22 protein-coding genes are annotated in these 25,875 nt (G+C 47.8%); 8 read left to right on the plus strand and 14 right to left on the minus strand.

Features of this window, described 5'->3' with window-relative positions; all coding sequences use genetic code 11:
* Positions 1 to 73: 73 nt before the first annotated feature.
* On the plus strand, positions 74 to 2,482 hold the full coding sequence (locus JRJ22_RS28625; protein WP_206102557.1) for a tetratricopeptide repeat protein: 2,409 nt from the start codon (positions 74 to 76) through the stop codon (positions 2,480 to 2,482).
* 10 nt (positions 2,483 to 2,492) lie between these two features.
* Complete coding sequence (locus JRJ22_RS28630) at positions 2,493 to 2,978, plus strand: peptidoglycan recognition protein family protein (RefSeq protein ID WP_206102558.1); 486 nt, start codon at positions 2,493 to 2,495, stop codon at positions 2,976 to 2,978.
* Positions 2,979 to 3,113: 135 nt separating this feature from the next.
* On the opposite strand, the gene JRJ22_RS28635 is transcribed toward JRJ22_RS28630, so the two are convergent.
* Together JRJ22_RS28635 and JRJ22_RS28640 are read right to left on the minus strand one after the other, a co-directional pair.
* Positions 3,114 to 3,950: an alpha/beta fold hydrolase gene (locus tag JRJ22_RS28635; RefSeq protein ID WP_206102559.1), complete on the minus strand. Its 837-nt coding sequence runs from the start codon at positions 3,948 to 3,950 to the stop codon at positions 3,114 to 3,116.
* 368 nt (positions 3,951 to 4,318) lie between these two features.
* Positions 4,319 to 5,209, minus strand: a complete 891-nt coding sequence (locus tag JRJ22_RS28640) for a DegV family protein (RefSeq protein WP_206102560.1) — start codon at positions 5,207 to 5,209, stop codon at positions 4,319 to 4,321.
* Positions 5,210 to 5,492: 283 nt separating this feature from the next.
* Between JRJ22_RS28640 and JRJ22_RS28645 the strand changes: the two genes are divergently transcribed.
* Together JRJ22_RS28645 and JRJ22_RS28650 are read left to right on the plus strand one after the other, a co-directional pair.
* Positions 5,493 to 5,807, plus strand: a complete 315-nt coding sequence (locus tag JRJ22_RS28645) for a hypothetical protein (RefSeq protein WP_206102561.1) — start codon at positions 5,493 to 5,495, stop codon at positions 5,805 to 5,807.
* A gap of 9 nt (positions 5,808 to 5,816) precedes the next feature.
* Positions 5,817 to 6,242, plus strand: a complete 426-nt coding sequence (locus JRJ22_RS28650) for a DUF3995 domain-containing protein (protein WP_206102562.1) — start codon at positions 5,817 to 5,819, stop codon at positions 6,240 to 6,242.
* 61 nt (positions 6,243 to 6,303) lie between these two features.
* Here the strand turns inward: JRJ22_RS28650 and JRJ22_RS28655 are convergent, their stop codons facing one another.
* The 10 genes from JRJ22_RS28655 to JRJ22_RS28700 all read right to left on the minus strand — a co-directional run bounded on the left by JRJ22_RS28655 (position 6,304) and on the right by JRJ22_RS28700 (position 19,626).
* Positions 6,304 to 7,923 (minus strand): response regulator, encoded by a 1,620-nt coding sequence (locus tag JRJ22_RS28655; RefSeq protein WP_206102563.1) that lies wholly within the window; start codon positions 7,921 to 7,923, stop codon positions 6,304 to 6,306.
* A 7-nt stretch (positions 7,924 to 7,930) separates the two neighbouring features.
* Positions 7,931 to 9,667, minus strand: a complete 1,737-nt coding sequence (locus tag JRJ22_RS28660) for a sensor histidine kinase (RefSeq protein WP_206102564.1) — start codon at positions 9,665 to 9,667, stop codon at positions 7,931 to 7,933.
* A 78-nt stretch (positions 9,668 to 9,745) separates the two neighbouring features.
* On the minus strand, positions 9,746 to 11,341 hold the full coding sequence (locus JRJ22_RS28665) for an ABC transporter substrate-binding protein (RefSeq protein WP_206102565.1): 1,596 nt from the start codon (positions 11,339 to 11,341) through the stop codon (positions 9,746 to 9,748).
* A gap of 68 nt (positions 11,342 to 11,409) precedes the next feature.
* Positions 11,410 to 12,324: a carbohydrate ABC transporter permease gene (locus JRJ22_RS28670; protein ID WP_206102566.1), complete on the minus strand. Its 915-nt coding sequence runs from the start codon at positions 12,322 to 12,324 to the stop codon at positions 11,410 to 11,412.
* 14 nt (positions 12,325 to 12,338) lie between these two features.
* The gene (locus tag JRJ22_RS28675; RefSeq protein ID WP_232380993.1) at positions 12,339 to 13,247 is read right to left on the minus strand and encodes an ABC transporter permease; all 909 of its coding nucleotides are present in this window, start codon (positions 13,245 to 13,247) and stop codon (positions 12,339 to 12,341) included.
* 308 nt (positions 13,248 to 13,555) lie between these two features.
* Positions 13,556 to 14,569 (minus strand): alpha/beta hydrolase family protein, encoded by a 1,014-nt coding sequence (locus JRJ22_RS28680; RefSeq protein WP_206102568.1) that lies wholly within the window; start codon positions 14,567 to 14,569, stop codon positions 13,556 to 13,558.
* Between the two features lie 7 nt (positions 14,570 to 14,576).
* On the minus strand, positions 14,577 to 15,203 hold the full coding sequence (locus JRJ22_RS28685) for a GNAT family N-acetyltransferase (RefSeq protein WP_232380994.1): 627 nt from the start codon (positions 15,201 to 15,203) through the stop codon (positions 14,577 to 14,579).
* 5 nt (positions 15,204 to 15,208) lie between these two features.
* Complete coding sequence (locus tag JRJ22_RS28690; protein WP_332461360.1) at positions 15,209 to 16,006, minus strand: MerR family transcriptional regulator; 798 nt, start codon at positions 16,004 to 16,006, stop codon at positions 15,209 to 15,211.
* Positions 16,007 to 16,133: 127 nt separating this feature from the next.
* Positions 16,134 to 18,206 carry a sugar-binding protein gene (locus JRJ22_RS28695; RefSeq protein ID WP_232380995.1) on the minus strand — a complete coding sequence of 691 codons (2,073 nt, stop codon included), beginning with the start codon at positions 18,204 to 18,206 and terminating at the stop codon, positions 16,134 to 16,136.
* 388 nt (positions 18,207 to 18,594) lie between these two features.
* The gene (locus tag JRJ22_RS28700) at positions 18,595 to 19,626 is read right to left on the minus strand and encodes a LacI family DNA-binding transcriptional regulator (RefSeq protein WP_206102569.1); all 1,032 of its coding nucleotides are present in this window, start codon (positions 19,624 to 19,626) and stop codon (positions 18,595 to 18,597) included.
* A 207-nt stretch (positions 19,627 to 19,833) separates the two neighbouring features.
* Between JRJ22_RS28700 and JRJ22_RS28705 the strand changes: the two genes are divergently transcribed.
* From JRJ22_RS28705 to JRJ22_RS28720, 4 genes are all read left to right on the plus strand, one after another.
* Complete coding sequence (locus JRJ22_RS28705) at positions 19,834 to 21,132, plus strand: MFS transporter (RefSeq protein WP_332461361.1); 1,299 nt, start codon at positions 19,834 to 19,836, stop codon at positions 21,130 to 21,132.
* Between the two features lie 142 nt (positions 21,133 to 21,274).
* Positions 21,275 to 21,745, plus strand: coding sequence for a pyridoxamine 5'-phosphate oxidase family protein (locus tag JRJ22_RS28710; protein ID WP_206102571.1), 471 nt, complete (start codon positions 21,275 to 21,277; stop codon positions 21,743 to 21,745).
* A gap of 356 nt (positions 21,746 to 22,101) precedes the next feature.
* Positions 22,102 to 22,962: a helix-turn-helix domain-containing protein gene (locus JRJ22_RS28715; RefSeq protein ID WP_206102572.1), complete on the plus strand. Its 861-nt coding sequence runs from the start codon at positions 22,102 to 22,104 to the stop codon at positions 22,960 to 22,962.
* 93 nt (positions 22,963 to 23,055) lie between these two features.
* A complete protein-coding gene (locus JRJ22_RS28720; protein ID WP_206102573.1) occupies positions 23,056 to 23,853 on the plus strand; it encodes an SDR family NAD(P)-dependent oxidoreductase in 798 nt (265 codons plus the stop codon).
* Between the two features lie 452 nt (positions 23,854 to 24,305).
* Here the strand turns inward: JRJ22_RS28720 and JRJ22_RS28725 are convergent, their stop codons facing one another.
* Both JRJ22_RS28725 and JRJ22_RS28730 read right to left on the minus strand, forming a co-directional pair.
* A complete protein-coding gene (locus JRJ22_RS28725; protein WP_206102574.1) occupies positions 24,306 to 24,749 on the minus strand; it encodes a cell wall hydrolase in 444 nt (147 codons plus the stop codon).
* A 425-nt stretch (positions 24,750 to 25,174) separates the two neighbouring features.
* Positions 25,175 to 25,753: a TetR/AcrR family transcriptional regulator gene (locus JRJ22_RS28730; protein ID WP_232380996.1), complete on the minus strand. Its 579-nt coding sequence runs from the start codon at positions 25,751 to 25,753 to the stop codon at positions 25,175 to 25,177.
* Between the last annotated feature and the right edge of the window lie 122 nt (positions 25,754 to 25,875).

Genomic DNA, 25,875 nt, shown 5'->3' on the forward strand with positions numbered 1-25,875 from the left:
AGTACAATATTGAGATATAAGGTAATGTGGATACAGGACTGCGTGTCGTTATGGCAGGAAGAGGGGTCTTCATATGATATTTCAGCGCTCGACGTTGAAGGACAAGCTAAAGAGAAAGCAGGAGGATTCTTTCACAGGACGCGAGTCCTATTTCGAGGAACTCTATAATGCGCTTGAGTTACAGCAGCAGGAGGATTACAAAGTGTTGTGCTTCTACGGAGTGGGAGGCGCGGGCAAATCCTCATTGCGCAGAGAGATGGTTCACCGCCTTACCCAGCGGGAGGATATCGCTGTAGGCATCGTTGATTTCGAGACAAAAGCTCATCAACAGCCGGAAAATGCACTTATCCATCTCAGGAAATCGATCACTTCCAGCAATAAAATCAACTTTTCCTTATTCGATATGGTGTACGCCTTATATATGAGCAAAGCGTATGCACATTTGCCGCTCAAGGAGTCCATTACTCCGCTGCTTGATGAAGGCGATCTGTTAGTTGAACTCATCAATACGATTGAGGATGTACCTGGGCTCGGCCTGGTTCCAAAAGTATATAACCTGTTCCGTAAATCCTCGAGCTTTATACATAAATATATGACTAAAACCAAAATGGACTATTTCTCACAGCTATCAGCGCTGGATGCTTCAGAGTTGTTAGCCTACTTACCCGATGTCTTCCTTGAAGATCTGTTAGCCCATCAGGAAAAAACCGGCTGCCGGCTGGTGATCTTCCTTGATACTTATGAGGCCCTATGGGAAGATAAGCGGATGAAGGGGTACCAATCCGTTGTCGATAGCTGGATTCGTGAAATGATTCAAGGCCATCCCGGCCTGTTGTGGGTCATTACAGGTAGAGAACGGCTGCGATGGGCGGAGATCGATCCGAATTGGGACTTCGTCTGCGCTCAGCGTCCGCTGGACTCTTTAACCGAAGCAGAAAGCACAGCCATACTGGTCCGCTCCGGAGTAACGGATGAAGACATCCGGAATACGATTATTAAGCAATCCTACGGGCACGCTTATACCATCCGGTTGGCCGTAAATCTGCATAATGAAATCATACGTACCCGAACGCCGATTATCCAGGATTTTGTAGACTGGAGAACGCCGGAGCTCCTCATTGAGCGACTGCTGAAATATTTGACGCCCTATGAGATACAGACACTGGAGCTGCTGGCCATCGCCCGTTCATGGGACGAAGCTTTGTTCGAAGCGATCGTGCAGGCTTTTCAAACCGGCTATCCTCTTTACCAAAGAGACGAGCTGCTGCGTTTCTCCTTCATTCATCATAATGAGTTGACGAACCGGTGGGAAATGCACGCCCTGATGCGGGAGAGTCTGCGTCATCATCAAAGTGTCCACACGATCCGGGAGGGGCACCGGTATTTGTTCGAGTATTATGCGAATCTGCTAAGCCAGCACAGCTTTACCGGAATGTTGCGGGATGCCTACGATTGGTTGGATGAAGCTTTTTTCCATGGACTTCAACAGGTTGAGAATGGATGGCGTACGCCTGTCTCCTTGTCAGACTGGTTCCGCCATGAGGATGCCAAGTTCTTCAACACGGGAAAATGGGAATTAACCATCCCGCTGTTCAAGCAGTTTATCAGCTACCTGGAGTCCCTGGAAACCACGGAAGCGCAGTCCCTAAGAGGAATCCTCGTCTACGATTTGGCCTATATTTATTTCAAAGAAGGCAACTATACCGAAGCGGAGATCATGTTCGACATCTCGCTTGATATACATCTTACCCTCTATGGTGAAACAAACCGGTTTACGGCAAAATCTTATTATGGCCTGGGCACGCTTTATCATAATATGGGCCGGATGGAGGAAGCCGAGCCGCTGTACTGTAAAGCTCTTGCGATCAGGGAACAGGTACTTGGCGGGGATCATATCGGTGTCGCGATGTCTGCCAATAATCTCGCTACCCTCTATCAGGATATGAAGCTTCACCACTTGGCGCTGCCTCTTTACGAAAGAGCGATCCGGATATCCTTGCTTCCAGAAAACTATAATTCGCGCAAACTCGCCGATTACAAAATCAACCTGGTCTATTTTCACCATGACGTGGAACAATACGAGACGGCGCTCGCAATCTGTGAAGAGGCCTTAACTCTTAGAGAGAGCAGTCTTACGCCGCTGCACCGGGATATGGCTCAGGTATTTCTCTACTATGGCAATATATTATTGAGACGAAGCGAACTCCGCCTGGCAGATGAATATTATAATAAAGCCCTACATATTTTAGAGGAACTGAAGCATGAGTTTTCGGGTGAGATGGCTAAGCTGCACCATAACCTTGGAGTCTATTGCTATTTAGCCGGAAGAACCGGCGATTCTTTAAAAGAACTGGACTTGGCGATTGAAATCAAACGGGCCATGTATGGGGAAGACCATTATAGAAGCCGTTATTCGATACAGACGAAGAATCAGATCCTGGGACTGGATCCCATGCCCCCGCGTTTACATCTGGATTTCTAGGAGAGATCGAATGAGCACAGAAGATTGGATTACGGAAGCGAAGCTTCACTTTCGCGAGCCGCTTCAACCCTTGCAGGACGTAGACAGCATCATTGTCCACCACACGGAGGAGGAAGGCTGGGATATTCATCGTACCCATGCCTATCACCAGGATACGATGAACTGGAGCGGAATTGGATATAACTTTTTCATAGAGGCACCGGGTGTGGCAGACGGACAGATTAGATCAGGACGCGGTTATCATGTGGGCGCTCATACTCTGGGACGCAATGAAACATCCATTGGAGTTTGCATGTCCGGTAATATGGATCTGCATCACCCTTCCAAGCGCCAAATGGATTCGTTATTGAGGCTATGCCGCTATTTGATGGACCGGTACAAGTTGTCTCCGGAGGACGTGGTCGGGCACCGGGAGGTAGCTGGCGTAACGAAAAGCTGTCCGGGATCGCATGTAGACATGAACTGGATACGGATGAAATTGTCTTCCCGAATCTAACCAGCCTGGAAAGTCGATGCACAAAGAAACCAGCAGACCCGCTCCGGGACCTGCTGGTTCTTTGTATGCAAGCAATTTCGGCAAGCGGAGCTCAATCCAGAAGCACAAAAAGCCCTGAAATCCTCCTACTCCTAATTAGCCTTGCAAGAATTGCAGCAATGCATGGTTAAATTCCTTAGGATGGGTAGCATTGAATCCGTGAGGTCCGCCCTCAATCACGACTAATTGACTGCCTGCGATCCGCTCATGCGCTTTTTGGCCACTAATCTCGACAGGAACGATTGCATCGGAGTCACCGTGGAGAATTAGCGTTGGCAAATTGAATTTCTCAAGGTCCCCGCGGAAATCGGTATAGCTAAATGCAGCGATGCAATCAAGGGTACCTTTCGGCGATGCGAAAGCTGCAATATCACGATTGTATAAGCGGAACGGTTCATTTACCAAGTCTGTTCTGTCCCCAGAGGCGAAGAAATTGGTTGTGAAATCATCCAGGAACGCCAGACGGTCCGCCTTCACCCCATCTTGAAATCCTTGAATAGTCGCATCGTCAAATCCGCCGTCCGGGTTATCCGCTGATTTGTACAGATACGGCGGGATAGCACCGGCCAGCACCGCTTTGGATACCCGCTCCGTTCCATAAGTACCGATGTAACGCGCTACTTCGCCTCCGCCCATGGAGAACCCGACCAGGGTCACATCATGAAGATCCAGGTGTTCAATCAATGTATGCAAATCCGCAGCGAATGTATCATAATCGTATCCGTTCCACGGCTGGGAAGACTGGCCGAATCCGCGGCGATCATACGTGATCACCCGGTAACCGGCTTCCACCAGTGCAGGCACTTGCTTCTCCCAGGATCTTCCGCTGAGCGGCCAGCCATGGATCAGTACAACCGGCTTACCGGTCCCGACATCCTCATAATGAAGCTCGATTGCAATTCCATTCTCCTGTCCAACTGTAACGTTTGCCATTGATATCATCCCTCCGTTTTTGTTTTGACGACTCCATGAGCTTCCAGCTAGTGGTGCGTTTCTTCGATTCCCCTCCCACCGTAAATTTATCTAAAATTCTTAACGTCCGGAATATACCAATTAATATTCTAGCTGTCAACGCCCAAATGATATGGTTTATTTTGTCGGATTTCTATGAAATAACTATAGTCTCTATTACTCTTATGACTAAAGTTCTATTTCACTTAATCGTGCCATGAGACTTAATATACCAATTCTCGCCTTCCGGCCTTTGTCATTTATCACACCTATTCATAACAAAGAAAACCAGCAGACCCGCTCCGGGACCTGCTGGTTTCTTGTGTGTAAGCTACTTCGGCGAGCGGAGCTCAATGCTGAAGCACAGGCTCCAATACTTTATTCTGAACAGTGAAACTGTGAATAGGTGTATTGTTAATCCACGAAAGCGCGAGTGTGCCCTCACCCATATGAACGCCTACGACCGGGACAAAGGTCATAATTTCCGTACGCACAGAAGGCGACATTTCCTTGATCGCCGACTCCAGGCTCTGCGCCTCTTCCATATTGTTGGCATGCATAATACAAATATCCTGAATCAGCCGGATATCCTGGCCGAGTGTCTCCAGCAGCTTTTGCTTCGTCTTCTTGAAGGTGCGGATTTTGTCCACGACGACAACTTTGCCTTTGTCGAATTTCAGCAGCAGGTGAATCCGCATCAGCTGGCCCAGCAGAAGCTGGGAGCCCGAAAGCCGCCCGCTGCGGTGCAGCTGGCTCAGACTGGCAGGGATCAGATAGAAAGACATCTCTTCAATGATATTTTCGATTCTGCTCTTGATCTCCAGCGCAGAACAGCCTGCCTGCTGCCAGTAAACGCCGCGCATAATCATCTCACGGATCGGGTAAGCGCCTACCTTGGAATCAATGCCTATTACAGTAACGCCAGCGATGTCCGCTGCCTGCATCGAGGTGTGGAAGGTTCCGCTAAGCTCGGAGGAACAATGGATCGCAATAATTTCGTCATAGTCTTCCTTCAGGCGTTCGTATAATTCCACGAACTCGCCGATTGGCGGCTGGGAGCTGCCGACCTTGTCATTCAGGCGCATTTGATCATAGAACTGATCGGCGGTGATGTCGATATTTTCTTTATAACATTCATTATTGATAATCAGGCGGAGAGGAACAATATAGACATGGTTATTCAGGGCAAATTCAGAATCAATTGTGCTGGTGCTGTCAGTTACCCAGGCGATGGATTTCAAGGTCACAACTCTCTTTCGTTGGGGATTGGCTAATATCAGGAATCAGCAGCTTCAACTATCTGCATATTCGTAAATTATACAGGAAGCCAAGCACCCGTATAGCAATTACGGAATAATCCCGGCACTTTTTTTCAACTTAATTCGACATAAATTCACATTATACATGATAGATATACCTATTAAAGAATAGACTGTGTATGGTATGTACGGGCTAAAAAAAGGGGTCTGGTCCCGCCAATTCCCATAGGTTGCCATTCCCTAAAATTTAGAATATAATCCGAGAATGTCGTCAGAGTTAGGCTGCAGCAAGAGCAGCTTTTACTGGTACTTCAAAAATAGGAATGAGTATATCGCGCGGATGGTGAAACACTGGGGGGAAATATCGACGCAGCAAGTTATCCTAAGTTCATCCGTAGCTGAGAAAGCAGAGGATCTTTTTGTAAGGATTGGAATGGTTCCTGCAGCTGCGGAGCAAAAGTCCCGCATCTTATATCATTATTATTTGGGATGGTATGAACGGTATAAACACGAACAGATTGGGGATGAAGAACTACACCGGCATATTGGCATGCTGCGGGAACAATTGCTGAGAATCTAAGGAGGGCCAATGATGAGTGTGTTCACTTGGATCGTGGGAGGCGTATTATTTCTGCTCAGCGGAATTCATCTGTACTGGATGGCCGGCGGGAGAATCGGAGCTTTGGCTGCGATCCCCAGCACTGGTTCTGAATCATTGTTTCGGCCGACGGCGATGGCTACCGGCTTCGTGGCGGTGGCATTGGCTATAGCGGGATGGTTCGTATTAGAGCTCGGAGAAGTCGTCCAGCGGGTGCTGTTTCCGGATTGGCTTCTTATTTATGGAGGCTGGGCCTTAGCCAGCGTATTTATACTGCGGGCCGTTGGAGATTTTCGCTGGGTTGGCTTCTTTAAGAAACAACAAAGAACTGTATTCGCCAAGCGGGATACAGTCCTCTACTCCCCGCTCTGTCTCTTCATAGGGAGCTGCCTGATTATTGTTATAACAAACCAGTGATGGGGCTCATGAGTTAACAAGGCCGTTGTAGTTATCCATAACGAGAATGAAACCGGGCATATTAATTCTTTTTCCGGGCGCGGTATTGCTGCGGTGTTACGCCAACCACCCGTTTGAACAGGTTGGAGAAGCTGCCCAGGCTGGTGTACCCTACCTGCTCAGCAATGTCGGTAATTTTGAGTTCAGTTTCTTCCAACAAGCGCTTGGCCTTCTGCAGGCGTTCCTGAATAATTACATCCGACATGGATAGACCGGTTTCTTTCTTGAATAAACGGGATAAATACGCCGGGTTCAGATACACATGTGCTGCCAATTCATCCCTGGTAATCTCTTCACTCAGACGGGAACGGATATATTGTCTGATCTTAGTGACAACGGTGGATGATACGTTATTGCTTGTCTGCAACAATTGTAAGGCAGCCCTAAGACAATCCATAGCCCAGTTCTGTAAAGCGACCGATTGTTTCGGGTAATTTTCCTTGTCCATCAGGTATTTTAGCTTGGCGGATTCGTGTGCGGATAGACCCTTTTTGGCCAAGACGGTGTGAATAATGAAGAGGATGCCATGGATAAGCTGACGATGCAATTCATTCGTCCAGTGGTCTGCCTCAATATTTGAGAACCATAGTTGTACACGGCGCTCCAGCTCTCCGAGTTCACCAAGCTCCAGGATGGTCGCCCACTCTCCAAATAAGTTCATTGGAGCCGCCACGGGCATGGAATCAAGAGGTTTATTGCAGGCAGGATAGTCCGGAGTGAACACTTGGCGGGAGCGGATCAGATTGCGCTGCTCCCTCTCCGTTACATAAGTATACGCACTCATAATTTCAGGTAGTAAGACGGCAGGACTGATGTAGATCGACAAGGAGCAATGAAGCATCTGTTCACATGTATTCAGAAATGTCCGGCAGTTCTGCTCAAGCGTAGGGCTGACGGAATTCCCGTTCCCCCTCACATAGACGATTGCCAGGTTGTGGCCTACCTGATCCTGCAGCACTGCACCCTCCATCCCGGCCAAGAGTAGTTCCTCTGCCAAGTTGCGAAGCGCATATTCCATGATCGTCTCATCCCGCGCACTTAAGTTTTCTTTCCATTGCTCAAGACCTAACAAAGCGATGACGTAACAGTCGTCCGGCTTCAAATCTAAATCATAAGTGTTAGCGGAGATCTGCAGCGAATCCAAGACGGGCGAAGCCCGCTCGCTAAGAATATCCTGCCAGAACCGCTCCACCAGCAAGGGCAGCTGATGCTCCCATTTTCTCCGGTAGTCTTTTATAAGTGCTTCGAACTGCTGGTGTTCCTTCTGTTTGTTGATTTCGGTAATTGCTTTGCTAGCCACTCTCATCAATTCATCATAATCCACAGGCTTCAACAAATAATGAAATGCCCCGTGCTGGATGGCTTGCTGCGCATATTCGAAATCCGCATGGCAAGTAAGCATGATCGTTAGCGTGCCGGGAGAGTACTGTTTCACCCAGGCCAGTAACTCCAGTCCGCTTCTCCCGGGCATTTCGATATCGCAAATGAGCAAATCCACGGAGTGTTGTTCCAGGCACGCAATGGCATGATCGACGTTCTCCGCAAGACAGACCTCCGTAACGCTCAATGCGCTCCAGTTCACACCCTGTTGCAATCCAAGCAAGGCAAAATATTGGTCATCGACAATCAAAACTCTATACATGTAAACGTCACAGCCCCCTTTGAATAGGCAGTCTGATCTCTACAACCCCGCCCCCCTCGGGAGCATTATGAAAGGCGAGCCTTGCACGGTTATCGTAGAACATCATCATGCGTCTGTAGACATTCCATATTCCCAGATGACGGTCAGTAGGTTTTTTTTCATACACTCCAAGATTAAGCATTTCAAGCTGGCGCTCGGAGAAGCCCGGCCCGGAATCTTTGATTTGAATGGCAATACACGAATCTCCGTTCGTTCCGGCTTCTTCTCCAACCGTAATCACGACCTCGAAGGGCTTCGTGTTATTGATGAATCCATGTTTCATGGCATTCTCCACAAACGGCTGAATCAGCAGCGGCGGAATGAGTGTGTGCTCAAGCTCCTTAGGAAGCTGCTCCTGATAGGTCAGCTTGTCCGGATACATGACCATTTGGATCTCAATGTAGTTCCGGATATGATTCAGCTCACTGGAGAGCGTTATCCACGTATCGTTAGTGTTCATAATGAATCTGAAATAAGACACCAGATGGCCAATCATTTTCTTGATCAGGCTGTACTTCTGAAGCTCTACGAGATGAAAGACGATATTTAAGGAGTTCATGAAAAAATGGGGGTTAATCTGTGCCTGAAGGTGCTTCAATTCCGCCTGTTGCACTTTCATCTGCTCTTCATACACATCGATTTTGAGATTGCCGATTTGCTCGGCCATCTGGTTGAACTGCTGGGTAATGATTTGAAACTCCTTGCTGTTACCCTCCTTTAGACGGTAATCCAATTGCCCCTTGCCCAGGATACGCATTCCGCTTATAAAATGCTGGATAGGCTTGAACACAAGCCGGCTCAACATAGCCAGAAGTATAGCCAGAATGATAATAATGGCAATAGGAATGGCATTGATGATCCGTTGGAATCTCGGCAATTCGTCCAGAATTGATTTTTCGTCCAGTAGGATAAAGACATTCAGATCGGAATAAAGTGAGGGTTTATCTATGAGTAAATAGTTATTGCCGTTGCTGAGACGAATAGAAGCACCCGATGGACTGAGTGGATCATTCAGGTGATTACGGATGAGAGCCAGATCCGCGCCGGCGAATTGGCCCCATAACAGGGCGCCGTCATTAGAAATAATGCCGATCTGCTCACCGCCTCCTGTAGACTCCAAATGCGTCAGGGGCTGTGCCAATGAGTCAATGCTGACAAGAATACCCACAAGAAGCCGTCCGCTCTTATCCGGCAGCGCTTTGAATAACACCGGCTCCCCGCCGATCGTAACGATTTCCCATTTAAGGGAAGCCGGAAGTTTAGAGGCTTTGAGCCGCGAGGACAGCCCTGAGGTAATCATGTCTTTCTCCTGGTAATACTCCTTCTGGCTGCTGAGGAACAATTCATCCCGGTCCAGATGGTACACAAATACACTGCGAATGATGGTGTAATAGCTAACATCGCTATACCATTGGTCCATAAGCTTGCGTATGGACAAGTAATAATTGACACTGTCCGGACCGCTATCCGAATATAGCTCCAGCAGCATGTTCTCATTTGCTGTACGCAGCAAATAATGGCTGGTCTGCTCCAGCAGCTCATCGAGTGTGCCCAAATGAAGGGTAAGTGTGTCCGAAGCGGATTTTGCAACCTTCTCCCGGACGATGTTGATCGAATAGATATTGGTGTAGTACAGAAAGAGAAAAAGAGGCGTTACCAGCAGCAAGACCAATGCGCTTACTTTAAATCGCAATGATAATTTCACAGTCCCACTCCTTAGATACATTCACGCCTTTAGCGGCAGGAAAGGGAAAGACTTTGTCAGTCTTCCCCCTTCCCCTGCTTATGGTTGTTTTGCTTTCCAGGCATCGTATTGTTTCTGAACCTCGGCACGGATAGCTTCAATCCCGTTGGCCTTCAGCTTTTGATTATACTCTGCAAGCACCTTATCTACGCCCAGACTGCCCGTTTCAAGCAGCGGACGGAATTCCTTAATGATATTGCTGACCACAGATACCTGCGTTTTGACAGGATCCGTATTAAAGTTGAAGCCGAATGACTTTACCTTATGGGCCTTCTCGTTATAAGCTTTGAACTTCTCCCATTTGTCAGCGCTTTCGCCTTCCCATAAATAAGTCAGCGTCTGATTGCCGAACATCCACTCAATGCCCGGTGCCCATCCTGTATCTGCACGGGTAGCAACCCCGTCGGGCAGTTTAATGAAATTGTCTTTACCTTCCACTTTGACATACTGTCTGCCTTCCACACCAAAATCAATCAGATTAATAAGATGCTTATCTGTGTGGAGAAGATTCAACAGCATCATCGTCCGCTCGGGATCAATAGAGGTGCGTCCAATCGCCATCATGGAATTACTGACGCTCGCTGTACTGATTTCGGGATCATTGCCTTTCAGTTTCACAAGCTCGATCCCGGTAGCAATTGAATCCTCTTTGTCGGAATCCGGTTTATCCGAACCAAATTTCATCCAGGTTTTCCCGGCCTTGAAAGCGTCTTCAGTACTGGTCTTGGTTGTTGCAGCATCCTTATTGATGTAGCCTTTGCTGAACCAGTCGCTGTAGAGCTTCATCCGGTAAATTGCAGTGTCGGATTCCATGGAGCTGATAATCATCTTGTCTGTCTTGGTATCCAGTACGATTCCGGCGGGAGCGCCTGCCACCAGCTCATAACGGAAATTCTCTTCCATGCTCGGCTTGGTTTTGTCAAAGTAGCCAAGTGTATCTGAGCCGCTGCCGGAGAGCCAGATCGGTGCAATGGCGGGTTCTTTCTCCTTGATAGTCTGAAGCCATGGCTCCAAATCCTCGAGAGTATTAATAGAGTTGACATCGAAACCATATTTATCGATAAGATCTTTTCTGAACATAATGGTGTGGCTTTCGCCTATTTCCTTGTTGGTTGGAATGGCGTAGATTTTGCCGTCTACGGTTCCGCCGTCAAGAAAACGGGGGTCCAGCGTCTCTTTGATTCCTTGCCCGTATTTGGCTAACAAGTCGTCGAGCGGCAGGAAAGCACCTTTGGCTACGTTGTTGGCGAAATCGGCCCAGTTCGGAGCAAAGGTTAAATCGACCTGTTCCCCGGACTGGTAGGCCAGAGCCATTTTCTCGGCCCAGGAGGACCAGGGAAGTCCCTGGAAGTCAATCTCGGCGTTGATCTTTTCTTTGAGATATTTATTGATCTCCTCCACAACCGCCTTGGTGTCATTTTGAGGAAAATTCCCAACTGTGTAGACGGTTAGCTTGCGGAAAGTTGAAATATCGGGATTGCCGGAACCCGTCTCTCCGGCAGTGGTGGCGGTCGCCTCCGATTCCGTCTTGGACGAAGTGGATGCGTTTGAATTGCCCCCGCTGCACCCGGTAACGGCCAGTATGACGGCAGTCAGACAAGCAAGCACCGCGCCCGAACCTCTTGTTTTTTTCATTCTGATGAACCCTCCTCAATAGTAATATCATATATTCTAACTGGCGTTTTTGCCAGAGTTAGACAGCCTCAACCTTTGATGGCGCCTATCGTAAGCCCCTTGGTAAAGTACTTCTGGAAGAACGGATAGATGAACAGGATAGGACCAATGGACACAATCACCATTGCCATTCGGAGACTTTCCGTAGGAACCGACTCTTGTACAAGCAGAGCTACTCCGCTTCCAGCCAATTGATTCTTGAAAAACTCTGCCTGACGGATCATTTGAATCATGACGTACTGCAGAGAGTACAAATCCGTATTATTGATAAAGAGCATGGAATTGAACCAGTCGTTCCAATACATCAGTGTAGTGAACAGCGCAATGGTGGCAAGAACCGGCAGTGAAATGGGTAGAACGAGCTGGAAGAAAATCCGCCATTCCGACGCCCCGTCTAATTTGCCGGATTCAATCATCTCTTCCGGGACGGTCTGCTGAAAGAAGGTGCGGGCAATAAAAATATAGAATGCGTTTGAAAGTCCGGGAAGGATGAGCGCGATAAGGGAGTCCTTCAGATTCAAATAGTTGACGTACAGCAGATAGAAAGGTACCAGCCCTCCCGAGAACAGCATGGTAATCAGAAGGTAGAAATTAAAAGCTTTCTTGAAGGGAAAATCCTTGCGATAGAGGGGGTACGCATATAATGCAATTAACAGGACCGCCAAAAGGGTTCCGGTAATCGTAACCGTCAGACTGACCCCATAGGCTTTGGCAAGCGTTTCCGAATGGTTGAATAGATACTGGTAGGCAGACAGATCAATCTTGTCAGGCCAGAACTTATACCCCTGTAAGGTCAGTGCTTTTTCGTTGGTTAAGGAGATGGCGACGATCAGCAGCACAGGCAGGATACAGGCAAGGCTGAACGCAATGAAAAAAATATGAAGGATCATTTGCGCGCCTTTGGAGCCTTTTAAGTAAGAGTTACTATTGGATGCAGTATTCATTAAGTTTCTCCCTTCTAGAAAAGTGCCGTATCACGGTTAAGCTTACGGGCCAGACTGTTTGCTCCGATGACAAGGAAGAATCCGATGACCGACTGATAAAAGTTCGCCGCGGAGGACATGCCCAGATCGTTGAGCTGTATCAGCCCTCTATACACATACGTATCAATAACATCTGTTGTAGAGCGCAGCGCCCCGGAATCGAGCGTAACATGGTAGAACAGTCCAAAATCAGAGCGGAAAATACCGCCTAAGTTGAGGATGGTGAGAATAACCATGATGGGCGTAAGGAGCGGCAGCGTGATCCGGGTAATCTGCTGCCACTTGCTGGCTCCGTCCATCACCGCAGCTTCATACAGTTCCTCGCTGATGCCGGTTATCGCCGCCAGATAGATGACACTGCCTATGCCAATAGAGTGCCACATCTTCGTTAGCCACAATATATAAGGCCAGGCATTGGGATGCATATAAGCATTGACTGAGGAATAGCCGAATAAGGGCAGAATGTGTTTGACCAGGAAGCCATATTCCGGGTGCAAAAACGCATAAACTATAAAGCTGACGACAACCATGGATAAGAAATTCGGCATAATCATCACCGTCTGATAAACGCGTGAGGCCAGCTTGCTCGTTACTTCATTGATGGCAATGGCAAGGGATACGGAGAGAATCAAGCCTGAAATAATAAAAACAACGTTGTAGGCTACAGTATTGGCCGTCACCCGCAGGGCATCGGATGTGGCAAAGAGGAACCGGAAGTTGTCAAACCCCGCCCACGGACTGCCCATAATGCCATCAACGTAGTTGATGTTTTTGAAGGCAATAAATAATCCAAACATTGGGATATAGCAGTTAATAAAGAAAACAATGGATGTCGGCAGAAGCATGAGCAGCAGCACACGATATTTCACAATATTCCGCAACAAACGGTTAAGGCCGCTCTGTTGCTGTGGAAGGGGCTTCCGGACCAAAGCTTTTACGGTTGATGAATTTGCCATAGGTTCTAACCTCGCTCTACATAATCTGGATGAGTTTATTATAGTTGGCGCGGGTACACCACTTCTCTCTTCCAGATGACCTCCTTTATTCAAAAGTTACCTCATGTTCCAGCCGGATGTTGCTATACCTGGGTTTAAACGTATCTGCGCCAATACAAGAAAAAGCCAGGAGCTTACTCAAAAGAGTTCGCTTCTGGCTTTTTCAATAAGGTGATTCCTCCGTCAATGGCACACTCTCAGCCCGCAGTGAGTCTCTTGAGAAATTGTTCTATTTGATCCATGTAACCCGGCACCGTGATCTGCCTGGGCATGAAGAGACTGATCATTACGGCCCGAAAATCGGAATCAGCTGTCTTCGTGCTCAACATCGAATGCTCCGCGTCAGGGAAGACCGCAACCGTCAGCAGTTCCGGCTTTACCTTATTGCGATACACCCGCTCCGTTTCCTTCCAATCCACATGGATATCTTCTTCGCCCAGAAGCAGGAGTACTGGCGAATTAAAATGACGAAGATCGTCCGTTGCATCCGACAAGAAGTTTTTACTGACAAAGGTCCATCTGTCCTCCGGCATCACGCTGCTTCCCTGCGCTATCTTAAGATATTCGTCATAGCCGGCCTGTTTGGCTAAGAGCTGTCGTACTCGGTAGTCATACGTTTCTTCGGCTTGAATGTCTTTCTCCGAATAACCGTCCTTGATCATCTGCTCACGCGTATGATAGGCTCCTTGCCGTATCCAGTTAATGGCGGGCGATACAAGAATACTAAAGGCTAACGGCTCCTTCCCGGCAAGCTTTGGAATGACCCATCCCGCCTGACTGGCGCCCCATACCCCGATCCTGTCCGGATCGATCAACGGATGCCCTTTTGCCCATCTAATCGCCTCACGAGCCTCATCTGCCCGATCATCCATGCTCTGTTCCAGCCAGCTTCCTTCAGACCCGCCGATCCCTCTTTTATTCAGGGATAACGAGGCATAGCCAAGGCCAGCTAACCGCTCCCATAGCGGCTTGTATCCATCATCGTGGGTTGCATTTATCGGTCCATCCCCATGGATAAAGAGGACTAACCCCAGCTTACCCTTAGCGTTCTTAGGCAGCACCAAAGTTCCCGTTAGTTTACCTGTGGACGATGGTATCTCCACCCTCTGCTCTACCATGTCAAAACGGTTTTGCTCCAAAATATATAAGCCTATACCGCCAATAAGCAGTACGACGATCATCGCATAAATCATTATTTTCTTGTTCCTCATTGTTTCTTTAAAATCCCTCCCTCCTCTGTACCCTATAATCCCACTTCGATTCGTTGAATAACAGATGCAATATCCATCGGTTCTCCCGGGACAGCGTTTGGAACGATAATTGGTCATATAACTGCTGGGCGCGCGGGTTACTAGCGGATACGTACAGGCTTAGGCGATCCAGACCCGGATCCATCTCCACAACCTGCTGTGCCCATTGCAAAAGCAGCCTTCCAACGCCCTTGCTTCGCTGGTCCGGATGAACAGCAAGGTCTGCTATATAACATTCACCAGGCTCAGGTTTATGATCTAGTACATATAGGCCGATCAGCATTTTGATCAGGCTCCAACTGCCAAATTGGCTGAGCATCCTCCATGACGGCAGCTTCTGCCTGCTCTTTTTTGTGTCAACAATCGGTTTACGTTTAATCGCTATACTCCCAATCACCTCTCCCTGTTGCAGGGCGACCATTCTTTGAGTGGACGGTTCAGTTGGGATGTATTCCAGCAGCTTTTCGAAAAATCGAGCTAGTTCATCCTCATTCCTCTTCGTCAGCATGTTGAATTTTCCATGGAACGCTTGAGCCAGTAATTGTCCGACCTGTTTATTATACCGGGACTGCATGGGCACTATCGTAATCGGCACTGTCCCTATGATGGATCTCCCCCTTCAGACTTTGCAGCCGGCGCGATCAAGCCCTGCAGCTCATAGTGCAGCATACCAGGACTGAATAGAGATAAATAGGATCTTTCTATGACAACCAAAGGCCCCAATAAAGGGATAGATTGTGCAGCAGCATAGTCAAAAAATTGTTCAATCCAGTGCTCAAGCTCTTCCTCCTGAATATTACATTGCAGAGTAAGGTACTCTCCTTCAGGTAATGTAGTATCTCCCGGAACCTGAGTTTCCAGATATAAGGTAACGGTATCTGAACCGTCATATAAGTAATGGATATCCGCTTCAAACAAGTTCAGGATGTGGTTGGCCTGCTCAGCAAGTACTGCCGCGTTAAGCCTCATATGTGAATCCAGCTGAATAAAGCTTGTAAGAAATGTGGAATTACGCTTCTTAATGTGGAATGGGCCGGGCTGCAAGCTGTAGCTTTGCTGCTCATGTAACACTTTAAGAATGAACTGCCGAAGTTCCTGGAGGCGCAGCAGCTCCGCTTCGATCTCCTGCAAGGAATGATGAAGCAGCTGCCGTTGCTGATCTGCAGAATGGGAAATCATGCATTCTTTAATGGACTGGACAGGTACCTCCAATTTGCGGAGCAATAGGATACGGGCTAACTCGTAGATTTGATCCATACCATACTTCCTATACTGGTTTGTATCCGTGTAAGCAGGCTGAAGGACACCCTTCTCTTCAAAATAACGGATTTGATGAACCGACACATTCATCAGCTTAGCAAGTTCACTAATCGTAATTTCGCTTTTGATAACGATCACTCCCAAGGATGCGGCGTTGAATACCTCAACGATACACCCTAGGTCTGACCTAAGGTCAAGTGTCATGCTAAAAATACTAAAAAATAGACAGCCCCATTATCCTGGGGCTGTCCTTGTGTCGCATTTATTATTTAAACAAATCCGGCAATATGTCGTAAATATATTGGTTTACCCAGTTCCATGCATGGGTGCCGCCATCGCTGACGATAAAATAGAAATTCCCTTTCTTCGTATCCGATGAGTAAATGAAACTCTCCTTGATCTGCTTCATAGCGTCGATCTGAGGCTTCATATTCGGATAAGCGATATCCAGGCTGCCTGTGGCGCTGAACACGTAGTAATCCTTAGGCGTGTACCCGGATTGCCGGGCTACATTGGCAAGGTATGCCGCAGTTTCTTTCGGCATGGTTCCGCCGCCTCTCTGGCCCATAATCCAGCTGTCACCGCTCAATGGCATATAATACTTGAAATAATCGAGGCAATTGATGAACGTGTACCAAGTTGTTACAGATCCCATAGAGAACCCGCCGAATGCCCGATGCGCCCGGGATGCCTTCAGATCGGCCACACTTGCGGATGCCGCATAAGTACGATATTTGGTTTCTACCATTGGAACTATTTCTTTCATCAGCTCCTCGTGGAAGAACTCCGGTTCATTCTTTCCTCCATAGAAGGTAGGAGTCACTACAATAAGCGGCTCTATATCACCCTTGGCAATCATATTGTCCAGGATCTTCTTCATCTCTTTGCTTTCGCCGGGGCCGCCGAATATGAGATTCTCATTCTCGCCGCCGCCGTGCATCAGATATAGCACATTATATTTCTTGCTGGCATCAGAAGCATTGTAACCGTATGGAAGATAAACGTTCAGCTTCTTTGCGTCTTTGCCATTATTAAGATTAGTAGCCGTGTAGGACAAGCTTTCGATTGTACCCGGCTTGCTGCTCTCTAAACGGTATTCATCCGGAACCGCTTTGAATTCCTTCTCATTTGCCGCTTCCTCTGTTAACACCAGTTTGCCGATTGCTTCTTTGATCGCAGCGTATTGTGTGTCGATTTGGCTCTGGGTAACCTTCTTCCCGTTAATAACGCCTTCTGCAGCTTTAATAGCATTCGTCACAATGCTTGCATTTTGGTAACGTGTGAGATCCAGCTTTTGCGTACTCTTGATCAGGTTCAGGAGGTCATAAGGGTTCAGTCCGCTGACGTCATTTTTGGTCTTGCCTGTGAGCAGGACACTCCCGAACTTCCCTGTATCGTTCCATGCAGTGCCTGTTGAATCAAATGCATTGATGGCCCCAACCCGCTCCGTCCCTTTAGCATCATTAACCTGTAACTCGATTCCGATCACTTTCCCGTTTTCAGGTTTCTTTTGCAAGGCGATTCTTGCCTCTACTATATAGCCGTCCTTCATTTTCTTAGTAGAAGTATAGAACCGCTGGGCATTGCCAACGTCAACAGATTGAACATTCTCGTAGTTTACCCGGAAATGCAAATCATCGACACCATATTCCTGTGACTTGTCATTATTCTCGTCCAGGAAAATTTCCAATGAATCCTGCATGTACGGCGTCCCGGATTGCACGGACAAGTCCTTATCTTTGATTTCTGCAAGAATATACAAGGCGTTATCGTCCCATAATGCTTTAAACTCAGCCGTGGTATCGGTATTGCCTGATACATACTTCGGCTTAATCATCTGCGCGTTATTCCAAGCCTTATCGATTGAACCGTCCATGACCGGCGAACCGAAGTAGGCAACCATTCTCCCTTGGGAGTCTAATCCATTACTGTCTACCGGTATTTTCTTAGGCTCTGGCGGCGGGTTTGTGTTTTTCTTGTTCACCTTAATTTTGGCAGTCAAGGTTATTGGCTCCTCATTATATCTAATGATCTTACATGTAATGGTTGCAGCACCAACCGCAAGCGCTTTCACAATTCCGGTCTGATTTACCGAGGCCACCGAGTGATCACTGCTGCTCCATTGATAGGTCGAATTGGACGGCTGATTAGCGATCATCAAAGTGAACGTTTCCCCTACGGACAATACTTTGGTTCCTTTGTGTATGAATGCAGGTTGATTCTTCTTGGCTGCAGCTGCTGTCGCATTGGACCACAAGCCTAGAAAATTCGCAAATAGCATGGCGACAACAGCCAGGAGCACAATCGGTAATCGGAATTGTCTTGTACCTTTCTTCAACAATATCGCCTCCGTTAATGAAATTGGTAGTTCTGAATGTAGATCCATACAATCAGCGGCCAGTTCATCATCGAACAGACCCTATCCTTTCATACACACCGCTTATGACACCTCGCTTTCTACAAGGGATATCATACGAGAATTGCTTATCCACCCTCACTGCAATAACGTTTTAGCAAAGCTGCTTCATTTTATCTCATTTCAACTTAAAAATCAACATGCAGAAAGCGTTTGCAAATTGCGGATTCAAGCAAGTGCCTTGAATTTGATATAGCTTCCTATATCGTTCAGGGTGGTAAGGTAAAAAAAACAGCAGGTCTCGTTCATAAGACCTGCTGTTACTTTTCTGTTAACTTGGCTGTGTTTGTTCAGGGCAGCTGACAAGTCACTACAGTTCATTTGTATATCCCCCGCAGGATTGCCGGAAGATGAACGGGGTCTCGAACACGACCGAAGAATTGTGACCTGCCGTTCCCCGTATAGCCTCCAAGATCAAGTTAATGGACACACGAGCCATCTCCTCCACTGGCAGCTTAATTGTGGATAATGACGGCACCGTATATCGTTCGATCTCATGGTCACCGTACGTCATGATCTCCATTTGGTCCGGAATCTTAATGCCGGCTCCGTGAAAGACAGACAACGCCGCGACTGCCATAATGCTGATTGGGAAGAAGACAGCCGTTGGAGGTTCTCCCTCCCCTTCAAGCATTCGCACAGCGGCTCTATTGCCCCCCTCCATGGTCATGGGGGCACTCTGGATGTGCGCTTCATCCAGTGTTAATCCATACCGTGAACAGGATTCGATGAATCCCATTTGGCGCTGGCTGTTCTTGGTCTTTTCCATATAATCAGGCATGATAATACCAACCCGTCTATGTCCACGGATTGCGAACAGCTCGGCGGTCTTTCGCCCGATTTCAAAATTATCGACATGGACATTGGTATAGACATTGCTCTCCCGGTTGAAGATGACTGTGGGCAAGCCTAATGGATTAAGTTCCAGATATTCTTGATCCTCTTGAGAAATCCCTGTCAAGATCACGCCGTTGAACAATCCTTGTTCGCACTTGCTTCTCATCTTATGAATCTGGGAACGCCGGTAGGGATGGATCGTCATCTCAAACTCGTTCTCCTCCCGCATCATAACGCCCTGCGCCCCCATAAAGAAACGTCCAAGCATGTCGGCGGACAGGTCGTTCGGCCAGAATGCAGCAATGACCGGGACATTCTTGTTACCGGACTGCCGCAGGCGCCGCGCAGCCACATTGGGTAAATACCCGTAGCTCTTCGCTGCCTCCATCACTCTCTCTTGGGTTTTCTTGGAGATCCTCATCTCATCACCGCGGCCGTTTAATACCAGGGACACAGTTCCAACAGATAAGTTTGTTTTCTCAGCTATCTCTTTAATGGTGGACATTGATCTCACCCTGTTCTTATTGATTACGACTATCCGCGTATCTCCTACTATTTTATCAGAAACCGCAGCTTTAACCTATTCCATCCTTCATCTCACCGGTTTGAGTTTCCTTTCGGTTTGACAACTAAGACTACCAAGTGATACGTTTAGGATGCTTGTTAAAACGAAATTGCAATGCATAACCTTATTAGTTGTGGAGACCAGAAAATGAAGAACAAAACCGTCATTTCCACCTCGCCCTCACTGTGGACCACAGACTTCGTACTCGTTACCGCCGTCATGACGCTTACGCGTATCTGCACCCAGGTACAGACCATATCCATGCCTCTTTATTTCCAACACCTCGGGGCAAGCATTACGGTGGCCGGACTGTCCATGACCGCCTTTACCATCGCTGCTATGCTCTTCCGTCCGTTCGTCGGAGCGTTATTGGACCAACGGGGAAGGAAGCCGCTCCTGATCATAGGATTGTTTCTATATGCCCTTTCCACCTTTGCTTACGGTTTGGTTACCATGATTCCGCTCCTGATTGTTCTCCGCATCATTCACGGAGCCTCATTCTCGGCCAGTTCTACCTCCACCAGTGCTATGATTACCGATATTCTCCCTGAGAAGCACATGACACAAGGCTTGGCCTATTACGGTATGTTCGGCACCCTGTCCATTGCCTTGGCTCCTTCCATGACTCTTTATTTCATTGATCACGCCACCTATACGACACTCTTCAGTGTAACATCGGGGCTTAGTGTTGTTGCATTGTTGATTAGCCTTGTCGTTACCTCCGAGCGAAGCCGTCTCTCCAAAATTGCTGAACATCAAAGCAGGGCAGAGTTGGAGACGAGAACGGATTCGATACCGGCTAAATACTCCATATGGAACTCGTTTATTGTAAGGAAAGCTTTTTCTCCTGTGCTCACCATGCTCTCTATAACCATCGCGACGAGCGCTGTTACTGTTTTCTTGCCCACTTACTCCAGAGCTGTCGGAATCCCCGGTATTGGCCTTTTTTACTTGGTGCAGGCAGCTGCCCTGGCCGCATCCAGCATAGTGATCGGCCATCTTTCTAAGAAATGGGGGGCGGTTATGGTGATCCGCTGCAGCTTGCTCGCCCTGGGCTCCTCTATCATGGTCATTAGTCTATGCCCCACCCTGTGGGCGATTCTATTGGCCGCCGCGCTCTTCGGATTCGCTAATGGATTGTTGATGCCTGAGCTAAATGCTCTAGCTGTACTTAGTGCTGCACCCAACCGCAGAGGGCAGGCAAGTGCCATGTTCTACCTTGCGCTTGATATTGGCATCGGGACCGGCGCGGCGGTCTGGGGATGGGTCTCCGATACCATTGGTATCCAGTGGATCTACATAATAGCCGGATGCTTACCCTTCATACTTCTGCTAGTCTCAGTATTATGCCGCATTGATTATAATCTGGGTTCCGTTCAAGCAGAACAACAGGTGCGGCCATATGGCAATGAGGGAACTACGCTCGCAGCACAGTCAAAAGAATGAGATCTCAATGTTCCTTGATGAGTATACAGGATACAATCGTGTAGAATAGCGGCTCTTTAACGTATCATTCTTCACATGCGCCAAAATTTTACAATGATAAGCTTGATAATAGATGCCTTATGACACTTTAGGAGGTAATTCAATGAGCAAGTACGACGAAGCCATGAAGCTGCTGGAAGAACAAGTGGGTAATAAGGACGGCCTGATCACTCTGTCTACTATCGCGCTGGAACCGGGGGCCAATGGCAAAAGCCGCCCCGCCGCCCGCATTGTGGACGCCTATTATGAGGACGGTGCGTTTTACACCGTCACTTACGCGACCTCAGGCAAGATGCAGCAGATCGCAGAGAACCCCGAAGTCGCCGTTTGTATCATCGTCGAGAACTTTACGGCCGATGGTATCGGTGAGAACCTGGGCTGGGTATGTGACGAGCAAAACGCGGAGATGATGACAAAGCTGCGTACCATATTCGCCGATTGGTATTACGAAGCCAATAACGACGAAGACCCTAACACATGCCTGCTGCGCATTCGCCTGATAAAGGGCCTCTGGAATGACGCCCATAAAGGGATCAGAAATGAGATTGATTTTGTCCATAAGACGGTAAGTTAAGGGATCTTTGTGGTTCGCCTTATTGGATTAATGAGAAGTAAACATTTGATAATAGACAGTGTTAGCTCAAAGGGAGTGTCCGTACACTCCTTTTTTCGCCGTTACTTATGGTACGGTTCACCGCACTTTCTTTAGCAGCAAGTTTTTTTCTAAGGACACCCTTTATGGGATGATCCTCTCTTGAACAACAATTTTGAGAAATCTTGAAACTTTTCTTATAATTGACCTTATTTCAACGAGTATACTCTATGTATGCCACACTAAAAATGGAACGCAACATGGTTCGATCAGCAAAAGTGGTGACTTCTACTCATATCCACGAAATTGTATTAGTTAATAGAGGAGGCAGAGCCTATATGGGGAAACATGATTTTTCATCCGCTTTGGGGGAATTCATCAAATCGCGCAGACATCGGCTTCAACCTGAAAATGCGGGAATCAAACCCTTGCCTGGCAGGAGGCGTACTCCGGGACTTCGAAGGGAAGAAGTCGCCTATCTGGCCAATGTCAGCGTAACTTATTATACTTGGCTAGAACAGGGCCGAGAGAGGAATCCTTCCCCAGAAATCTTGTCCCACATCAGCCAAGCGCTGCAACTGGATACAGACGAGCGGAAGCACTTATTCGACCTGGCCGCACCCGATCCAATCAGCTTCAGCATGACCCAGAGATCAGATAAACCCGATAACGGATTTTTGCAAAACCTTGTGGATCAAATGCGTTATCCTTCTTTCATTGCCAATGAGTTTGCCGATTTGATCGTCTGGAATCGAGGAGTGGAGCTCGTTGTCGCGGACTTCAGCCAATTGCCCGAAAGCGAACGAAATATGGTGGCGCTGGTGTTTCTGGATCCGGAGTACCCAAAGAAGCTTGTAAACTGGGAAGATTTTGCTCGTCACATGACGGCGTTAATCCGGGCAGGCTTCGACAGTAACAAAAACAACCCCATGTACATGGAACGCTATGAGCATCTTAGACGGAATAGCGAAGACTTCGTACGTTTGTGGGAGTGGCATGAGATCCGGCAAAAAAGCTCTGCCCCGATTCATTATCTTCTTCCAGACGGACAGGAATTGGCGTTCACGATCCATTGCGCTGCCCTCGACAATAATCCGGAACTGCAATGGTGCTTCTTCGTTCCTACACCAGGTTCGGGAACGGAAGAGCGACTAGCAAAATTGCTGGAGCAAGACGCCGGGTGGCCGCCGCAATCTTAGCCTGTTAGTTCCGTTAATAGTATAAAGACACAGTGGTTATCCCCTTCTATCGTTGGTATTATCTTAACAATATCAAGACGAGGGGGCTGTGTCATGAATACATATGCATATCAGGGCAAGCTGGCAGTGGTCACCGGTGCTTCATCCGGAATTGGCGAAGTGTATGCTGGGGCGCTGGCTGCACAAGGCTGCCATGTCGTACTAGCCGCACGCTCAGAAAAGAAGCTGAACGCATTGGCCGGCGAAATTCAACGTAAGTATGGAGTGCAGGCGTATGCCCTGCCCTGCGATTTGTCCAAAGCAGGTGCCCCGCGCCAACTAGCCGAATCCATCGCCGAGCTCGGCCTAACGGTAGATATTCTAATCAATAACGCAGGCGTTGGCACGCATGGCCGCTTTGAGGAGATCGATCCGGAGCGCGAGCAGGAGGAAATTATGCTGAACACCGCTGCTCTTGTCGACCTGACGCATCATTTTCTGCCCGGTATGCTGCAGCGCAAGGATGGAGTCGTCGTCAACGTGGCTTCAATGGCCGCGTTCGCACCTTGCGCCTATTCGGCTGTTTACGGTGCAACCAAGGCTTTCGTGTTATCTTTCTCCGAAGCGTTGTGGGCCGAAACCCGTGGACGCGGTGTGCGCGTCCTTACCCTGTGTCCGGGGGCGACGGATACAGGCTTTTTCGATGCTGTCGGCAGCAGGGACATGGCGGCGGGTAGCGCATTGTCCACTCCAGAGAAAGTCGTGCAAGCTGGATTTCGCGGAATCGACAAAGGCAGCATTTATATCATCGACGGGCGAAATAATCACATGGCAGCTCAGATGGGTCGTTTTCTTCCCCGTCATAGAGTAGCTATGATAATGGAACGCATCTCGCGCCCCAAAAAACATTGAGAACCCACTTAAGCTGCGATTCTTACGCTTTGGGGCGCTAATCACAATGCTCTCTTAACTCATGGTTCTGTTTCATATAATGCTAGAGTCTTATTTTTACGCAATCGGAGTACCATTAGGTTAACATAAATACATCCACCGTACCGAGCATCATCCGAAGCACAGAATCGATGAATATAGGCCATGTAACGGCAAAAAGACTAAGTTTTTTCCATGATGGAATGTGATCTGATATTGTCACGTTATGTATGCTCCTATATACCTATTCATTTTCACTTCACCTAGTTTAGCTCCCTTAAGTTAATACGTCTATTGGTATTTACTCTATATTTGAAAATATCATTTAAATAAAAAAGGCGGCCGCCTAGGACTTTTTTCTCTTGTCCGTGGCTGCCGTATTTTCTTTCATTGGGATCCACCGAAATACTTGATCTCATGAAATCATGCAGATATTAATACGTATTATATACATTAGCGCATTCTTCTGCAGTTGGTTGATAAAAACAATGTTTCTTCCATCGACCTACAAACGGCTGATTATACCAAGTTGGCGGACATGGTCCGGGATTGTCATACGTCCCCGGGCGGAAATACCATAGCGAGTATTTGGCTGGCCAACTCCGTTCCCCATTCACAACCCGTTGCGCTAGACGACGTTCTTTATCTCTTGCTTTTTGATAGTACATACCATGTTGCAGCGCTTCGAACGCATGCGGCTGGTTAATCATTTGGGGAATTGTCCGAATCCCTTCAAAATCGGAACAATTCGCTCTTATCCGGTTAATCCCGACAGCTCCAACATGGAGCATGCCCATTTCGCCTTCGGCTTCAGCCTCAGCTCGGAGCAGCCTTGCCAACATATCGATATCCTGTTTCCTGGATTTTACCACTGCCATTAGCTCACCTCATTCCATTTCTAAACTCATCATATTTTAGGTGAAGCGGATGTGTTACTTCGGCAAAATAAAGAAAACAATAATTACCTGCCTACGCCTAAGAACTTCTCCTGCATCAAACGTAAGCCAGAGTGAGGTGTTTACTGCCAATTTTGAGACCGGGCTGCTTAACGTTCTTTCCTACGAATACATCAAAGGCCATCCCGCAGAGGATGGCCTTTGAACTATTACAAGTAGTTGGAGCAGACGGTTCCAAATCGCCCGCTTTCATGAAGTGTCCTACTTGTGGTAGGGTTCGGCGTAACGGGGTTAACGGCGAAAACCTTCATGATGTTTGCTTTCGATTATTATACTAACCAAATTAAAATCCCCCCGTGAAAAGGGTAGGGCTATTCTCACCACCCTGCCTCTTATACGCTTCCCATTCAATTCTGTAGTCCCTCGAGGGAAATCAACCGAACAACTCTGGAAATTGCATCTCTTAAAGGTTCAACATTTTTAATGCTCTTTGGATCGAGCAACGGTCCAAAGGGGTTTGCCGCTGTCCAAGCCGTAGCGATCGTCATAATAGTTGTTAGTATAAATTCTGGAGGGAAGGCCGCACCAACCTGCCCCGAGTTTTGGGCCTCAGTCAAAGATTTAACTTTCTGGTCATGAACCTGTCCGCGTTCTACCGGACTGTCCGCCTTCTGTTCTAGGCTAAACCATGCCATAAGCCGCATCAAATCAGGATTTGACATAGCGAAATCAAACACACGCACGGCGTAGCCTGGAAGGTCGTCGGGAGTAAAAGTTATTTCCTCATAAACGCGGGTAAGGTTCTTTTGAAGAATCGTGGTGAAGAGCATCTCTTTATTTTCAAAGTAAATGTAAATCATGTTTTTGTTGCAATCAGCATTCTTGGCTATGCGATCAACCCGCGCGCCCGCAATGCCATGAGCAGAGAATTCCGCCATAGCTGCTTCCAGGATTCGTTCTCGGGTTGCTTCAGCGTTCCTTATCATATTTGAGTCATCCTTTCGGGGAAAAGCACTATTTCAATAAGTATATCATTTGACAAACCAGTTAGATAGATATATCTTATAACTAACCAGACAGTTATAAGATGCCTGGATTTTACTTGAAA

Origin of the sequence: Paenibacillus tianjinensis (assembly GCF_017086365.1) — a bacterium.
GTDB classification, from domain to species: domain Bacteria; phylum Bacillota; class Bacilli; order Paenibacillales; family Paenibacillaceae; genus Paenibacillus_AQ; species Paenibacillus_AQ tianjinensis.

What these genes read in the sequence shown, in the direction of transcription:
- JRJ22_RS28625 (WP_206102557.1), top strand. Translation starts at nt 74, where the DNA reads ATGATATTTCAGCGCTCGACGTTGAAGGACAAGCTAAAGAGAAAGCAG.
- JRJ22_RS28630 (WP_206102558.1), top strand. Translation starts at nt 2,493, where the DNA reads ATGAGCACAGAAGATTGGATTACGGAAGCGAAGCTTCACTTTCGCGAG.
- JRJ22_RS28635 (WP_206102559.1), bottom strand. Translation starts at nt 3,950, where the DNA reads ATGGCAAACGTTACAGTTGGACAGGAGAATGGAATTGCAATCGAGCTT.
- JRJ22_RS28645 (WP_206102561.1), top strand. Translation starts at nt 5,493, where the DNA reads ATGTCGTCAGAGTTAGGCTGCAGCAAGAGCAGCTTTTACTGGTACTTC.
- JRJ22_RS28650 (WP_206102562.1), top strand. Translation starts at nt 5,817, where the DNA reads ATGATGAGTGTGTTCACTTGGATCGTGGGAGGCGTATTATTTCTGCTC.
- JRJ22_RS28655 (WP_206102563.1), bottom strand. Translation starts at nt 7,923, where the DNA reads ATGTATAGAGTTTTGATTGTCGATGACCAATATTTTGCCTTGCTTGGA.
- JRJ22_RS28665 (WP_206102565.1), bottom strand. Translation starts at nt 11,341, where the DNA reads ATGAAAAAAACAAGAGGTTCGGGCGCGGTGCTTGCTTGTCTGACTGCC.
- JRJ22_RS28670 (WP_206102566.1), bottom strand. Translation starts at nt 12,324, where the DNA reads ATGAATACTGCATCCAATAGTAACTCTTACTTAAAAGGCTCCAAAGGC.
- JRJ22_RS28680 (WP_206102568.1), bottom strand. Translation starts at nt 14,569, where the DNA reads ATGAGGAACAAGAAAATAATGATTTATGCGATGATCGTCGTACTGCTT.
- JRJ22_RS28700 (WP_206102569.1), bottom strand. Translation starts at nt 19,626, where the DNA reads ATGTCCACCATTAAAGAGATAGCTGAGAAAACAAACTTATCTGTTGGA.
- JRJ22_RS28705 (WP_332461361.1), top strand. Translation starts at nt 19,834, where the DNA reads ATGAAGAACAAAACCGTCATTTCCACCTCGCCCTCACTGTGGACCACA.
- JRJ22_RS28710 (WP_206102571.1), top strand. Translation starts at nt 21,275, where the DNA reads ATGAGCAAGTACGACGAAGCCATGAAGCTGCTGGAAGAACAAGTGGGT.
- JRJ22_RS28715 (WP_206102572.1), top strand. Translation starts at nt 22,102, where the DNA reads ATGGGGAAACATGATTTTTCATCCGCTTTGGGGGAATTCATCAAATCG.
- JRJ22_RS28720 (WP_206102573.1), top strand. Translation starts at nt 23,056, where the DNA reads ATGAATACATATGCATATCAGGGCAAGCTGGCAGTGGTCACCGGTGCT.
- JRJ22_RS28725 (WP_206102574.1), bottom strand. Translation starts at nt 24,749, where the DNA reads ATGGCAGTGGTAAAATCCAGGAAACAGGATATCGATATGTTGGCAAGG.
- JRJ22_RS28730 (WP_232380996.1), bottom strand. Translation starts at nt 25,753, where the DNA reads ATGATAAGGAACGCTGAAGCAACCCGAGAACGAATCCTGGAAGCAGCT.